Source organism: Phenylobacterium sp., from assembly GCF_030697305.1.
Taxonomy (GTDB): Bacteria; Pseudomonadota; Alphaproteobacteria; order Caulobacterales; family Caulobacteraceae; genus Phenylobacterium.
Window position 1 is genome coordinate 1 of record NZ_JAUYQL010000107.1, and the last position, 13,539, is coordinate 13,539.

At 67.9% G+C, this 13,539-nt stretch carries 13 protein-coding genes and 2 tRNA genes; 8 read left to right on the forward strand and 7 right to left on the reverse strand.

Going from position 1 to position 13,539, the window contains the following annotated elements; translation table 11 throughout:
- Window positions 1-145 precede the first annotated feature (145 nt).
- A complete protein-coding gene (locus Q8R27_RS11050) occupies window positions 146-1,057 on the forward strand; it encodes a hypothetical protein (RefSeq protein ID WP_305699073.1) in 912 nt (303 codons plus the stop codon).
- On the opposite strand, the gene Q8R27_RS11055 is transcribed toward Q8R27_RS11050, so the two are convergent.
- Complete coding sequence (locus Q8R27_RS11055; RefSeq protein WP_305699074.1) at window positions 1,054-2,682, reverse strand: HAMP domain-containing sensor histidine kinase; 1,629 nt, start codon at window positions 2,680-2,682, stop codon at window positions 1,054-1,056. The genes Q8R27_RS11050 and Q8R27_RS11055 overlap by 4 nt on opposite strands.
- 158 nt (window positions 2,683-2,840) lie before the next feature.
- On the opposite strand from Q8R27_RS11055, the gene Q8R27_RS11060 reads away from it, so the two are divergent.
- Window positions 2,841-3,602: a sensor histidine kinase KdpD gene (locus tag Q8R27_RS11060; protein WP_305699075.1), complete on the forward strand. Its 762-nt coding sequence runs from the start codon at window positions 2,841-2,843 to the stop codon at window positions 3,600-3,602.
- Between the two features lie 43 nt (window positions 3,603-3,645).
- A complete protein-coding gene (locus Q8R27_RS11065) occupies window positions 3,646-4,077 on the forward strand; it encodes a SufE family protein (RefSeq protein WP_305699084.1) in 432 nt (143 codons plus the stop codon).
- Between the two features lie 6 nt (window positions 4,078-4,083).
- On the opposite strand, the gene Q8R27_RS11070 is transcribed toward Q8R27_RS11065, so the two are convergent.
- The 3 genes from Q8R27_RS11070 to Q8R27_RS11080 form a co-directional block, all read right to left on the reverse strand.
- On the reverse strand, window positions 4,084-4,572 hold the full coding sequence (locus tag Q8R27_RS11070; RefSeq protein WP_305699076.1) for a PAS domain-containing protein: 489 nt from the start codon (window positions 4,570-4,572) through the stop codon (window positions 4,084-4,086).
- A 184-nt stretch (window positions 4,573-4,756) separates the two neighbouring features.
- A complete protein-coding gene (locus tag Q8R27_RS11075; RefSeq protein ID WP_305598318.1) occupies window positions 4,757-5,176 on the reverse strand; it encodes a MucR family transcriptional regulator in 420 nt (139 codons plus the stop codon).
- Between the two features lie 276 nt (window positions 5,177-5,452).
- On the reverse strand, window positions 5,453-6,682 hold the full coding sequence (locus Q8R27_RS11080; protein WP_305699077.1) for a DUF2336 domain-containing protein: 1,230 nt from the start codon (window positions 6,680-6,682) through the stop codon (window positions 5,453-5,455).
- Between the two features lie 153 nt (window positions 6,683-6,835).
- Here Q8R27_RS11080 and Q8R27_RS11085 point away from each other — a divergent pair, with 153 nt between their 5' ends.
- Together Q8R27_RS11085 and Q8R27_RS11090 are read left to right on the forward strand one after the other, a co-directional pair.
- Window positions 6,836-8,374 (forward strand): acyl-CoA synthetase, encoded by a 1,539-nt coding sequence (locus Q8R27_RS11085; protein WP_305699078.1) that lies wholly within the window; start codon window positions 6,836-6,838, stop codon window positions 8,372-8,374.
- A gap of 26 nt (window positions 8,375-8,400) precedes the next feature.
- Window positions 8,401-8,850 carry a MaoC family dehydratase gene (locus Q8R27_RS11090; protein ID WP_305699079.1) on the forward strand — a complete coding sequence of 150 codons (450 nt, stop codon included), beginning with the start codon at window positions 8,401-8,403 and terminating at the stop codon, window positions 8,848-8,850.
- Between the two features lie 5 nt (window positions 8,851-8,855).
- On the opposite strand, the gene Q8R27_RS11095 is transcribed toward Q8R27_RS11090, so the two are convergent.
- Complete coding sequence (locus tag Q8R27_RS11095) at window positions 8,856-9,686, reverse strand: serine protease (RefSeq protein ID WP_305699080.1); 831 nt, start codon at window positions 9,684-9,686, stop codon at window positions 8,856-8,858.
- Window positions 9,687-9,920: 234 nt separating this feature from the next.
- Between Q8R27_RS11095 and Q8R27_RS11100 the strand changes: the two genes are divergently transcribed.
- Together Q8R27_RS11100 and Q8R27_RS11105 are read left to right on the forward strand one after the other, a co-directional pair.
- Window positions 9,921-12,005 (forward strand): S9 family peptidase, encoded by a 2,085-nt coding sequence (locus tag Q8R27_RS11100; protein ID WP_305699081.1) that lies wholly within the window; start codon window positions 9,921-9,923, stop codon window positions 12,003-12,005.
- Entirely contained in the window at window positions 12,002-12,541 is a 540-nt protein-coding gene (locus Q8R27_RS11105; protein WP_305699082.1) for a GNAT family N-acetyltransferase, read from the forward strand. Before Q8R27_RS11100 ends, Q8R27_RS11105 begins: the two co-directional genes overlap by 4 nt.
- Window positions 12,542-12,565: 24 nt before the next feature.
- Here Q8R27_RS11105 and Q8R27_RS11110 read toward each other — a convergent pair.
- Window positions 12,566-12,639 (reverse strand) — tRNA-Gln (locus Q8R27_RS11110).
- A 137-nt stretch (window positions 12,640-12,776) separates the two neighbouring features.
- Here Q8R27_RS11110 and Q8R27_RS11115 point away from each other — a divergent pair.
- Window positions 12,777-12,853 (forward strand) — tRNA-Pro (locus Q8R27_RS11115).
- Between the two features lie 318 nt (window positions 12,854-13,171).
- Here the strand turns inward: Q8R27_RS11115 and Q8R27_RS11120 are convergent.
- Window positions 13,172-13,539 (reverse strand): alpha/beta hydrolase domain-containing protein (locus tag Q8R27_RS11120; RefSeq protein ID WP_305699083.1); only part of this gene is annotated, 368 nt, incomplete at its 5' end.

The following is a 13,539-nucleotide window of genomic DNA, read 5'->3' on the forward strand; positions in this document are numbered from 1 at the left end:
CGATCTCGGCGAGGCGCATCAGAGCGCACAACCAGACGACGGTCGCAAGCAGCATGGTCGGCCTCGGGATCGATACATTTCGGGAAACGCGCGCCTTCTAACCTGCGCGCCTGCTCCTTGGACCATAGACGGCCGACATCAAAGCATGACTAGCGCCCGAACGCAGCGACGCCGCCCGGTGCGGGTCCGCTATGCCGTGCTCGCGGCGATGGCCCTGAGCGCCACGCCAGCCCTATCGTTGGCCGCCAACGACGTTCTTTACGAGCGCGCGCTGATGAGCGCAGCCGGCGAACGTTGCGGGCTGTTCGCCGCCCCGGTGGGCGCGGCGCTGGCCGCCGGACGCGCCCAGGCGCGCAACGCAGCTCTGCGGGGGGGCGCCGATCCCGCCGACCTCTCGGCGGTGGAAGCCCGCGCCCGAGCCACGGCGCAACGCACAGCCTGCAACTCCGCCGATCTTCAACAAGCCGCCGAGCGGATTCGCAGCGCCTTCCAGGGCTACGCCGCGATGATGCGGATGAACTATCCCGGCGATCTGGCCGACTGGCGCGCAGACCGCAACGATGGACGGGCGCAGCGTTGGCGCCTGGCCCAGGAGGCGCAGTTCGGCCCCGACCGGATGACCTTCGGCCTGGCCGGGCGCGAGGGCGAAGGGGTCCTGCTGGCGGTCGGGGTGTTCGCCGACGGGCGCACGCCGTACGCCGCGCGGCTGGTGATGCGCGATCCCGGGCGCAGCCTCGGCCCCTATCTCGACCGGCGCGGCGCAGCCTCTCTGCGACGCCTGCCGCTGGCCAAGCGCATGCCGCCGAGCGCGCTCGCGACATTCACCGCCGAGGCTCGCAGCAGGGCCGGCGCAGATCTCGCCGGCAAGGACGCCGACCGCGCCTGGGCCTTCCGCTTTCCCGCCGCCGCGGCGCTGCGGTTGTCGGAGTTAGACCCACGTGAGGCTGTGGCCGTGGAGTTTCTGTTCGCCGGGCGCAAGGACGAGACCCGCCGCGCCTATGTTGAGGTCGGAGATTTCGCCGCCGGCCGCGCCTTCCTGCAGACCGCGCGGCGCTAGGCTTCGGTCGCAGGCTCGACCGGCTCGAGCACCGGCAAGCGCACGGTGACCGAGGTCCCGTCACCCAACCGGCTTTCGATCAACATCTCGCCGCCGTGCAGCTCGGCGAAGGCGCGCACCAGTGACAGGCCCAGCCCCGTGCCGCCGGCCCGCTGGTCGGCGCCGCCGGCCTGCTCGTAGGGCCGGCCCAGGCGCTCCAGGTCCTCGGGACTGATGCCGACGCCGCTGTCGGCGACGATCACTTCCAGCGTCGTCCCCACGGCCTCGGCGCTGACGGTCACCGATCCGCCCTTCGGCGTGAACTTCAGCGCGTTGGAGATCAGGTTCATGACGATCTGCTTCACCGCCCGGCGGTCGGCGTCGGCCTCCAGCGGCTCCCGCGGCAGCACGCCGCGGAGCTGCACGCCGGCGCGATCGGCCTGGCCACGCATCAGCCGCAGCACCGCGCTGACCGCCTCGCGCGCGTCGAACTCCTCGCGCGCCAGCTCGTAGCGGTCGGCTTCGATCTTCGTCATGTCGAGCACGTCTTTGATCAGCTCCAGCAGGTGGCCGCCGGACTCGTGGATCAGCTCGGCGTAGTCGGCGTAACGGTCGGAGATCGGACCGAACATCCGCTGACGCATGATGTCGCTGAAGCCCATGATGGCGTTCAGCGGCGTGCGCAGCTCATGGCTCATGTTGGCCAGGAAGCGGGACTTGCCGGCGTTCTGGGAGTCCGCCCGCTCGCGGGCCCGCTCCAGCTCGGCCTCGCGGGCCCGGGGGCCGCGGGCGTCGCGCATGGACCCCACCAGGCGCTGGGCGGAGGCGCGGCGCAGGCTGAGCACCACCCAGCCGCTGGCGTCGTCCACGGGCGTGAAGCCGATCTCGGCTGACCCCTCGACGGCGGCGCGGCGCAGCGCCTGCTGGACGTCCAGGCGTTGGGCCTGGACGACCGCGGAGATCAGGTTGCGACCGACCATGTCGGCCACCGGAACGCCCGGCGGCGCGTGGCCGACGACGCCTTCCATCCTACCGTCAGGAGCGACCGCCAGTAGGAGCTGGGGTTGCTCGACGAATATCCCCTGCAGCCTCTCGGCGCCGCGTCCGACGCGCGCGGCCTCGCCGTAGACGCTGAGCAGCACCGCGCCCAGCGCCGCCGCAAGACCGCCTACGCCGAGCACGGAGAGCCAAGGGGTCAGCACCGCAGGCGGAGCGGCTAAGTGGAACAGCATCGCGCCGAAGGTCGACAGGGCGAGCGCGGCCAATGCGCCTGCGCCCGCGAGCGGCAGCAGATCGGCGCGGCGAAGCATCACCGCGACCATCATCGGCGTCAGGCACCAGACCGCGAGCGGCCCGGCCGCGCCGCCCGCCAGCAAGCTGGCCAGTCCGCCGCCAGCCGCCCAGGCCAGCACGACGAAGCGGCCAACCGCCTCCTCGCGTCCCGCGGAGCCCAGGGTGATCACAGCCGGCGCCGCGCCGAACGCCAGCGCCAAAGCCTCGCGCCCCGCCCCTGGCGGCCCCAGCGCCCAGGTCAGCACCGCGGCCACGCAGCCAGCCGTCAGCCACGCCGCCGAGACGCCCCAGGCGATTCCGCGCGTCATCGGCGCCGCCGCTTCGGGCGCGCCATGCAAAGCGGTTTGGGTCAAGCCTGAGCGTCCTCGCAGCAACGGATTCGTCCGCCTGTACAGAGTAGCCTCCACCCTGGGTGCGCGTAAGGCTGCTCGCGCAGCGCGCGACAGGCGGGAAACCAATTCGTAAGCGCCAAGGGGCGACTATGCCGGCGAACGCCTGGAAGGCTGTCGACATGTCCGAACCGGCGAAGGTCGTAGCGCCCGCCGACGCAAGCCCGCCGGCTCCGCGCCGCGCAAGCCTGCTGGACGAACGCAAACGCTCGTTCCTGCGCATGGCCAGCCACGAACTGCGCACCCCGCTCAACTCGATCCTGGGGTTCTCCGAGATCATCGCAGCCGAACTATACGGACCGCTGGGGGCGCCGCAGTACAAGGAATATGCGACGATCATCCGAGGTAGCGGCCTGCGGTTGCTGAAGCTGGTGAACCAGATCCTCGAGATCGCCCGCCTGGAGGGCCACGCCACCGATCTCGACCTTCGCGCCGAACCGCTGGATCACGCGATCGACGACGCCCTGGACAGCCTGAAGGAAGAGATCACAGCCCGCAGGATCGAAGTGCTGGTGCTCGAGCGCGGCGCGATGCCCACCGCCATCGCCGACGCCCGCGGCCTGAGGACCGTACTGACCAACCTCATCCAGAACGCGGTGATGTTCTCGCCGGAAGGTGCGCAGGTGCGGATCGGGGCGGCGGCGCGCGGTGACAGCGTCGAGATCGTCATCGCCGACGATGGTCCAGGCGCGGATCCTGAAGACCTGCCGAGACTGCTGCGCCCGTTCGAGCAGGGCGACAGCGCGCTCACCCGCCGCAGCGAGGGCGCCGGGCTGGGGCTGCCGATCTGCGAACTGCTCTGCCAGGCGATGGGCGGGCGGCTGCGGCTGCAATCAGCGCTGGGCGAAGGCTTCACCGTGCGGGTGCGCCTGCCCGCCGCCTGAGGCTGTGCGGTTGCGCGACGCCGTCAGGCCTCCTAAGTCGGCCATGATGCGCACCATCGACGAAGAACTGGCGGACCTCGCGGGCGAGTTCGACCTACTGGGCGACTGGGAGGAGCGCTACCGCTACGTGATCGATCTGGGTCGCGAGCTCGCTCCGCTCACCGACGCCGAACGCAGCGACGCCAACAAGGTGCGCGGTTGCGCCAGCCAGGTCTGGCTGGTCACCGAGCCGCAAGCCGCCGGCACGGTGACGTTTCGCGGGGATTCCGACGCCCAGATCGTGCGTGGGCTGATCGCCATCCTGATCCGGCTGTTCTCGGGGCGGACGCCGGAAGCGATCATGGCGTTCGACCCGAAGGTCGCGTTCGAGAGTCTGGGGTTCGCCGGCGCATTGTCGTCGCAACGCTCGAACGGCCTGGCGGCGATGGCTACCCGTATTCGCCGCGACGCCGACGCCCTGACCGCGCGGACCTGAGGCCGATCAGGCGGCGCGGATGCCGCTCAGCGTCTGGCCCTGGACGCCCACCACCGCGTCGTAGCCCAGGATCATGTCGACGTCCCGGCCGTTGGCGGCCAGCGGAAGGCGCAACCACAGGATCGACAGGTGGGACGCACCGCGCCAGGCCAGGTTATGCACACCCACCGAGGGGCGGCGTTCCTCGACCACCTTGGTCAGTTCGCCGCGCCAATATTCCGCGGCGGCGGAGTTGTAAACGTCGCGCAGGGTGCGGCCGGTGATCTCCCGCCCATAGACGCTGTAGAGGCCGGTGCCGGCCAGCCGCAGACGGAAGTCCAGGGGCTCGCGATGCACGTCGATGAGGCTGACGGTGGGCAGTAGTCGCTTGATCTCGCGCGGATGGATGTCGCCGCGGCTAGGAAGCCGCGCACCCTGCCGTAGCGAGGCCCAATAGGCGTACAGCTCCTCGTGCGCCCGTGCAGCCGCCGCAGAACCACCGATATGCGCCGACATCTCCAGATTCCTTAACAACATCTTGGAATCGCGAAGAATCATATATCGCTCAAGCAGCGAATCGCCGGCAAGCGAAAAACGTCGGGTGCGGCAATGAATTCACCGCCGTCGACATCTGGAATGCAAAACGCCCGCTGAGATCAGCGGGCGTTTTCCGTTACGAACTCGCTTTGCGAGACTGGCGTCAGCGCTTCTTGCGCGGCGCCTGACGTCCGCCTTGGCCCAGACCCATTTGCTTGGCCAGATCCGAACGCGCCTTGGCGTAGTTTGGCGCGACCATCGGGTAGTCCTTGGGCAGGGACCACTTAGCACGATATTCCTCGGGGCTCATGTTGTACTTGGTGCGCAGGTGCCGCTTCAGCGACTTGAACTTGCGTCCATCCTCGAGGCAGATCAGGAAATCCGGCGTGATCGAGCGGCGGATCGGAACCGCAGGTTCCTTGGGAGCTGCTTCAGAGGTCTCCGCGCCCGTCGACACCCCGGCAAGTGCGCGATGCACGCTCTGGATCAGGCTTGGAAGATCCGTTGCGGAAACCGAATTGTTGCCGACATAGGCGGAAACAATGTCCGCTGTCATCTCGATCACTTCTGATTTCTCGTCCATTTGTCTCTATCCGTGAACCCTTGGGGTTTCATCTGATTCATAACATCAATGACAGGTCATTAGAGGGTGTCGATCACCGCGACAAGACCACAAATAGCAGCCGCTTTCGCCGAACATCGTTTTGACCGCTTAGAACAGTCAATGCGCTACGCTGCTAGGTTGCCCAGCGTGCAGTAAGCTGAGTTCGCTCTACCTGTTGAGATAGACACAGAGACAGCGGACTCAAGGGGTTAGCCGCAAATATGACGAGATTGAACCGCCGCGCGACGTAAGGTCTTAGCGCGAGAGCTCTTTTGAGAGCGCCAGCATCGCGGCGCGTTGCGGCACTGAGTATTCATCCACCGCGTCCTCGTCGCCCTCGCGGATCGCGCGCAGCAGACTGGGCGTCATGGCGGAGGACAGCGACCAGTTCCAGTAACGCAGGACGGTCTGCGCCCGGTCGACGGCGATCATGTCATAGGTGGTGATCGCACGGTCGAGAGCCGGCGTGAGCACGCCTTCGGCGTCGGTCTCCGGTCGTCTCAAGCCGCGCCACAGCGCCCTGACCGCAGCCCGCGGCAAGCCGGTCGCCTTGCACAGGATCGCCAACGCCTCGCCGCCGCCGTCGGTGAAGATCTTGGCGCCGGTCATCGGCTTCAATCCGGAGAGATAGGAGATCTCCTCGGCGGTTTCGCGGCTCATGCCGCCCTGGGCCGCGGCGACCGCGTCCTCGAGGCTGTCGAACGGGCTCTTCTCGATCGCCGCACGATTGCGCTGGCGACGCTCGATGAACTGCAACGCCTTGCGCGCCAAGGGGTCCTGCCAGCCTTCCTCGGCGGCCAGAGAGAAGATGTCGCCCACGGCGTCCTGCAGCACTTCGCGCGACACGGCGAAGCGCTGGAGGATGGTGCGCCTGGCCTCGGCGTCGGCCCACCAAAACAGCACGTAGGCCTGGGACGGACGCACCTCGGGCCGCTTCAGGAGCGTCGGCACCAGCCGCCCGTCGCCGCGGCTGTTGGCGACGATCGCTTCGACCCCGCCGTGGGAAAGCTTGGCCTGGGTGTTGCGCAGCAAGCACTCGATCACCACCGGCTCTTCGAACTCGATGAGCGCGTCGGCCACCACTTCGCTGACGCCGCGGCGTATGGCGATCAGCCGGCGATGTTCGAGGGTGGCCATGCGGGCGCAATCGATCAGGTCGCGATCGCTGAGGCTGGCGCATTCCACCAGCAGCGGCTCGGCCACCTCGATGTGGTCGCGCAGCAGAAGTTGCAGCAGGGTCGCCGGCACCTCGCCGAGACACGAGAGCCGCTTGGCGACCCGGATTCGCTCGGCAGGGTCGGCTTCGCGCAGGATCTCGACCAGCAGATCGGCGGTCATCGCGCGCTCGAAGGCGTTGACCCGCGAACTTGGCAGGCAGACCACGTCGGCCAACCTGCGCAACAGGACCGCGCGGGCGCGCGAAGGCGGCCTCGGTTGCGGCTCGGCGTCTTCTGGAAAGTCCGTCGCGGGCGCGGTCTGGTTCATGTCGGCGCACAGGTCACCACAATGGCGTTAACCAGCCGTTTGCATCGCGACCCGCGTCCAGGTCGCTCGACGCTTGACGCCGGTGCGCAGGGCAAGGCCCATAGCCCCCAAAGCAGGATGCGCCGATCAAAGCGCCGGGTCATCGGAGGAAGAATGCACCCATCGATCTACGCCCAGCGAACGCCGGACAAGCCCGCGCTGATCATGGATGGATCTGGCGAGGTGGTGACCTATCGCCAGCTGGACGATCGCTCCAACCAGGGGGCGCAACTGTTCCGCTCCCTCGGTCTGGGCGCCGGCGACGTGATCGCCATCCTGATGGACAACTCGCCGCGATTTTTCGAGATCGCCTGGGCGGCTCAGCGCGCGGGCCTGTATTACGCCTGCATCTCCAGCAAACTGACCGCCAACGAGGTGGAATACATCGTCCGCGATTGCGGAGCCCGGTTGCTGATCGTCTCGCCCGGGGTGGGCGCGGTCCTGGACGAACTGCCGGCGTTGCTGCCCGACCTGACGCTGTACATGACGACGCCGGCCCGTGCGCCCTACGCCGACTTCGAGGCGGCGCGCGGAGCGATGCCAGCGACGCCGGTCGCCGATGAGACCGCTGGGTCCGACATGCTCTACTCTTCGGGCACCACCGGGCGTCCAAAAGGGGTGAAGCCGGTGCTGAGCGGCGGGCCGATCGACGCGCCCGAACGCGTCAGCGAGCTGGCCCGCGTCCACTTCGGCTTCAGCGAGGACACAGTCTACCTATGCCCTGCACCGTTCTATCACGCCGCGGCGGTGCGCTGGGTCATGGCCGTGCATCGCCAGGGCGGCACGGCGGTCGCGATGTCGCGCTTCGACGCCGAAGCGGCGCTGGCGTTGATCGAGGCGCACAGGATCAATACGGCCCAGTTCGTGCCGACGCACTTCGTGCGCATGCTCAAACTGCCCGAAGCGGCCCGCCGCGCCCACGACACCGCGAGCCTCAAGGTCGTGTTCCACTCCGCCGCGCCCTGTCCGGTACCGGTCAAGGAACAGATGCTGGACTGGCTGGGTCCGATCATCGGCGAATATTACGGCGGCACCGAGGGGATCGTATTCTGCTGCCTGACGGCGGAAGAATGGCTGGCGCACAAGGGCTCGGTCGGCCGCGCCGCCGCCGGCGAACTGCGGATCTGCGACGAGGACGGAGAGCCGCTACCGCCCCGAAGCGAGGGGGTTGTGCACGTCGCGAACGGGCCGCCGATCCGCTACCATAACGCCCCTGAGAAGGCGAAGGAGAGCACCAACAAGTATGGCTGGCCGACCATGGGCGACGTCGGCTGGGTCGACGAAGAAGGCTATCTCTACCTCACCGACCGCAAGAGCTTCATGATCATCTCTGGCGGCGTGAACATCTATCCCCAAGAGCTCGAGAACCTGCTGATCACCCACCCGAAGGTCGCCGACGCCGCGGTGATCGGGGCGCCCGACGCGGAAATGGGCGAACAGGTCGTGGCGGTGATACAGCCGCTGGACTGGGCCAATGCGGGCGACGCGCTGCGCGACGAACTGATGGCCTTCTGCCGGGCGAACATCAGCCACGTGAAGTGCCCCCGACGCATCGACTTCATGGCCGAGCTGCCACGCCACCAGACCGGAAAGTTGTACAAGCGGCTGATCCGGGACGCCTATTGGGGCAAGCAAGGCTCCAAGATCGTCTGACGCATAGCCAAGAAGGAATACCACCCATGCCCACCATCGACTTCAACGGCTTGCCCACGCTCGTGGGCCAGGAGGTCGGCGTGTCCGACTGGGTGCAGATCACCCAAGAGCGGGTCAACCAGTTCGCCGAGGCTACCGGCGACTTCCAGTGGATCCACGTGGACGTCGAGCGTGCGACGCGCGAGATGGGCGGGCCGATCGCCCACGGCTATCTGACGCTGTCGCTGATCCCGTTCCTGTCAAAAGGCCTGCTCAACATCACCGGCGTCGCGCGCGGGATCAACTACGGTTCGGATAAGGTGCGCTTCACCAACATGGTGCGGGTCGGCAAACGGGTGCGCGTGCGCCAGAAACTGTTGGCCGTGGAGCCGCGGGCCGGCGGCCTGCAATTGCGCAACGAATTCACCGTCGAGATCGAGGGCGAGGACAAGCCCGCCTGTGTCGCCGAGACGCTTACGATCTTCTTCGCCGGCTGAGGACCCTAGTCGGGCGCCGCCGCCTCTTCCGCGGAGGCGGCGCTTGCGCCCACGACACCGGCGTCGGCGCGGGCCACGGTCACCGGGGCGGCCGGGTTGTCGAGCAGGGCCAGCGTCTCGTGGATGTACTTGGCATGGGTGACGATGCCGATCTCCAGGCGTTCGTTGTTCAGCTCCACCTGCTGGGTCAGCAGGCCGGCGATGAACTGAGGTTCAGCGGCGTCGGCCGCGCCGGCGCGGCGGCTGTCCTTGGCGGTCATGAAAACCGGGCCGCCTGAGTTGCCCGGGAACACCGAGAAGTCGAGCAGGAAGGTCGGGAACACCGTGGCCGGCGCCACGGGATAGGACGCCACGCGCCCCGAGCGCAGGATCGGGAAGCCCGCCTGGTTGGCGGCCAGACCGCGGGGAAAGCCCAGGGCCATCATCTCGTCGCCGGCGCCGATCTGGTTCTTGGAAAAGGTGTCGTCGCCGGCCAGATAGTCGGCGGGGATCGCCGCCTTGGCGAACTCCGGCGGTGCAACGATGGCGATGGCGGCGACGTCGCGCGATGGATGGCGGGTCCAGACGGGGCCGCCGGACGCATCGCGAATGGTCACCGTCTGGGGCGAGTAGGTCCAGCTGCCGTCGGCGTTGGCGATCCGGTAGCCGACCTTCGCCAGGGCGCCGGGCATTTTCTGCAACACGTGATTGGCGGTCACCAGCACCGTGCGGGCGGTTCCGTCAGGGGCCGGCGCACTGATCAGGAACCCGGTCCCGACAGTTCGCGTTCCGTCTCCAAGCGGCTGTTCAAGCTGAACAGTAGCGTGGATCAACTCCGTGGAGAGATCCCAGACCATTGACGCCCCCTAGACCTTGAAAGCCCCGATACAACTACTCGCAATCATGAATCAGACTGGGTTTTGAACGACAAGACGCAGGTCCGTGATCGGCCCGCGCCCTATTGACGCGCTTATATCGACACAAAGTTAACACATCTTCACCATGTTTCGAGATGGCCAGCGTCGTTGGTTGAATCTGCGGCGCCGCAGCCTCCGCTTGAGCCATCGCCGCGCAGGCCGCATCTAGCGTAGATGACCACGCTGACGCCCCCTGCCGCCCACAAAGTCCCGACGATCATCGAGCAGCTCGGCCGCGTGCGGACCGATCAGTACGCCTGGATGAAGGATGACAACTGGAAGGAGGTCCTGCGCGACCCGACGAAGCTCGCCGAGGACATCCGCGCCCACCTCGACGCGGAGAACGCCTACACCAAGGCCATGCTCGCCCCGACCGAAGCGCTGCAGGCGCAGATGTTCGCCGAGATGAAGGGGCGGATCAAAGAGGACGACAGCTCCGTCCCCGCCCCCGACGGCGCCTGGGATTACTACGCCCGTTACGAGCCGGGCGGCGAACATCCGATCCACGCGCGCCGCCCGCGCGGGCGCGACGATGGCGAGCAGGTGCTGCTGGACGAACCGGCGCTAGCAATCGGCAAGCCGTTCTTCCAGGTCGCGGCCTCGCGCCACAGCCCCGACCACGAACTCTACGCCTGGGCGGCCGACGAGCAGGGCTCGGAGTACTACACGATCTGCGTGAAGGACCTGGCCAGTGGCGAGATCCTGGGCGCGCCGGTGGAGAGCGCCAACGGCGACTTCGCCTTCTCGCCCGACAGCGCCTGGCTATTCTGGGTGTGGCGCGACGAGAACGCGCGCCCGTCGCGCGTCTATCGCCGGGCGGCCCGGGGCGGCGAGGACGTGCTGATCTACGAGGAGGCCGACGAAGGCATGTTCCTGGGCGTCGGCGCGACGTCCGACGACAGCCACATCATCATCCATGTGGGTGACCAGGAGACCACTGAAAGCCTGCTGATCCCTGCGGCCGACCCGCAGAGCGCGCCGGTCGTCGCCCAGCCGCGCGAGAAGGGCGTCAAGTACGGCCTCGACCGCTGGGGCGACCGCTGGGTGATCCGCACCAACGCCGACGGCGCCGTGGACTTCAAGCTCGCGACCTCCGAAGCGAGTGTGCCGTCGCGCGAGACCTGGCGCGACTGGATCGCCCACCAGCCAGGCCGCTACATCACCGGCTTCGCGCTGTACGCCGGCCACATCGTGCGCGCCGAGCGGGTCGACGCCCTCGATCGGCTGGTGGTCGCCGACCGGGCGGGCGGCGAGCATGTGGTGTCCTTCGACGAGGAGGCCTACGCGCTCAACCTCGACGGCGGCTACGAGTACGACACCGCCGTCACCCGCTTCGTCTACCAGTCGCCGACCACGCCCAGGCGTTGGTTCGACTACGACATGGCGAGCCGCGAGCGGACCTTGCGCAAGACCCAGGAGATCCCGTCCGGCCACGACCCGGCGCTCTATGTCGCCCGGCGGCTGCAGGCGCCGGCCGCCGACGGCGAGCTGGTGCCGGTGACCGTGCTGATGCGCGCCGACACGCCGCTGGACGGCTCAGCGCCGCTGCTGCTGTACGGCTACGGCGCCTATGGCCACGCCATGGAGCCGACGTTCTCGATCCGTTCGCTGAGCCTGGTGGACCGGGGCTGGATCTGGGCTGTGGCCCATGTGCGTGGGGGATCGGACAAAGGCTGGGGCTGGTTCCTCGACGGGCGGAAGGACAAGAAGGAGAACACCTTCACCGACTTCATCGCCGCCGCCGAGCACCTGTGCGCCCACGGCTATGGCCGGCCGGGACGGATCGCGGCCTACGGCGGTTCGGCCGGCGGCATGCTGATGGGCGCCATCGCCAACCTTCGCCCAGACCTTTGGGGCGCGATCATCGCCGCGGTGCCGTTCGTCGACGTGCTGAACACGATGAGCGACACCACCCTGCCGCTGACCCCGCCGGAATGGCCCGAGTGGGGCGACCCGACACGCGACGCGCAGGCTTACGACCGCATCGCCGGCTACAGCCCCTACGACCAGGTCGCCGAGCGGCCCTATCCGCCGATCCTGGCCACCGGCGGCCTGTCAGACCCGCGCGTGACCTATTGGGAACCGGCCAAGTGGGTCGCGCGCCTGCGGGAGCGCACGACCGGCGAGGCGCCAATCCTGCTACGCATCAACATGGAGGCCGGCCACGGCGGGGCCTCGGGCCGCTACGACTTCCTGAAGGAGATCGCCCTCGACTACGCCTTCGCGGTGTGGGCGCTGGAGCGGGGCTGGGCGCCATGATCCTGCGCGCCGCGACGATCCAGGACGCGCCGGCGCTGGCCGCGCTGTACGGCCATCACGTGATCGAAGGCGTCGGCACCTTCGAAGAGACGCCGCCGTCTCCCGAGCAGATGGAGGCTCGCCGCGCCGCCGTCGTCGTCCACGGCCTGCCCTGGCTCGTCGCGGAGTTGAACGGTCGGATGCTGGGCTTCGCCTACGCGGGGCCGTTCCGCATGCGCAGCGCCTACCGCCACACTGTGGAGGACAGCGTCTATATCGCCCCCGACGTGCAGCGCACCGGCGTGGGCCGCACCCTGCTGGCCGCGGTCATCGCCCGTTGCGAGGCGATGGGCCTGCGCCAGATGGTGGCGGTGATCGGCGACAGCGGTAACGCGAGCTCCATCGGCCTACATGCGGCCCTGGGTTTCGAGGCGGCCGGCGTCGGCCCTGGCCTGGGCTACAAGCAGGGCCGCTGGCTGGACGTGGTGTGGATGGTGCGACCGCTGAACGGCGGGACAGCGAGCCTGCCGGCGGGCCCTGGCCTGGACCTGGGCTAGGCGGCCCGAGAGGGGAAGAAGCGTTGGCTGGGGAACTAGGACTCGAACCTAGAATGACGGTACCAAAAACCGCAGTGTTACCATTACACCATTCCCCAGCAGGAACGGGCCTCGCAGGCCGCGCCGCGAGGGCGTCGAGATAGCCCAAGGCGCCTCGCGATGCAACGCCTGCAAACTGTCCGCCAGGCTCGCTTGCGGCGCTAAGGACCCTCATCTATAAGCCGCCTTCCTTAGTCGGAGTGTGGCTCAGTCTGGTAGAGCACCGCGTTCGGGACGCGGGGGTCGCAGGTTCGAATCCTGCCACTCCGACCATTCATTTCCTAGATAACCCCATCCGCATTTCCGACTTGGGAATAGCGTCGATAAGTCCGGGCCTTAGCCCCGGGCATCGCCTCGTTTCTGGACCTCCAAGCCGGTCACCGCCTGGGATGATCAGGACGAAGCACTGATGGCCGTCGCCAGAAGAGCCCAGCCTTTGTCGAGTCGCACCGATCGGCGCCGCCGATAGCTGACTTGCTCATGGCCTTCGGCATCGACCGCGTCATCGGACTGTTTCTGATGCGCTTTGTGCTCGCAGCGCTGGCGCGTAACCACTGACCAGCGCTGCGATGCTCAGCCAAGCCTGGCCGCCTAGGGCGCTGCGTCGAAGTTGATGCCGGCGATTTCCAAAATCTCCTCGCGATCGTCGCTCAATAGGTTCCCGGCCTTGATCGCTGCATCAAGCGAAGCGGTGAAGCGGCGCAAGTACTCGGCCTTGCCGCCAGGATACAGCCCGCCAAGTTCGGCCTTGGTGAACGGTACGCCCGAGCCGGAGATCGCGCCGAGGAACGATTTGGAATCGCTTATGCCCGACAGACGGACCGTCGGAACGTCGGTCCATGGCGTGCGCACACCGCCACGCGCGATGCCGTGGGCGTCGCGCTCGGCGGCCGGTTTGCCGCTGGCGCTGGCGCTGGCGAGGACAATCCGCGGCGTGCTGGCGGGCGCGCGGCCGGTGT

What these genes read in the sequence shown, in the direction of transcription:
- Q8R27_RS11050 (WP_305699073.1), top strand. Translation starts at nt 146, where the DNA reads ATGACTAGCGCCCGAACGCAGCGACGCCGCCCGGTGCGGGTCCGCTAT.
- Q8R27_RS11060 (WP_305699075.1), top strand. Translation starts at nt 2,841, where the DNA reads ATGTCCGAACCGGCGAAGGTCGTAGCGCCCGCCGACGCAAGCCCGCCG.
- Q8R27_RS11065 (WP_305699084.1), top strand. Translation starts at nt 3,646, where the DNA reads ATGATGCGCACCATCGACGAAGAACTGGCGGACCTCGCGGGCGAGTTC.
- Q8R27_RS11070 (WP_305699076.1), bottom strand. Translation starts at nt 4,572, where the DNA reads ATGTCGGCGCATATCGGTGGTTCTGCGGCGGCTGCACGGGCGCACGAG.
- Q8R27_RS11075 (WP_305598318.1), bottom strand. Translation starts at nt 5,176, where the DNA reads ATGGACGAGAAATCAGAAGTGATCGAGATGACAGCGGACATTGTTTCC.
- Q8R27_RS11080 (WP_305699077.1), bottom strand. Translation starts at nt 6,682, where the DNA reads ATGAACCAGACCGCGCCCGCGACGGACTTTCCAGAAGACGCCGAGCCG.
- Q8R27_RS11085 (WP_305699078.1), top strand. Translation starts at nt 6,836, where the DNA reads ATGCACCCATCGATCTACGCCCAGCGAACGCCGGACAAGCCCGCGCTG.
- Q8R27_RS11090 (WP_305699079.1), top strand. Translation starts at nt 8,401, where the DNA reads ATGCCCACCATCGACTTCAACGGCTTGCCCACGCTCGTGGGCCAGGAG.
- Q8R27_RS11095 (WP_305699080.1), bottom strand. Translation starts at nt 9,686, where the DNA reads ATGGTCTGGGATCTCTCCACGGAGTTGATCCACGCTACTGTTCAGCTT.
- Q8R27_RS11100 (WP_305699081.1), top strand. Translation starts at nt 9,921, where the DNA reads ATGACCACGCTGACGCCCCCTGCCGCCCACAAAGTCCCGACGATCATC.
- Q8R27_RS11105 (WP_305699082.1), top strand. Translation starts at nt 12,002, where the DNA reads ATGATCCTGCGCGCCGCGACGATCCAGGACGCGCCGGCGCTGGCCGCG.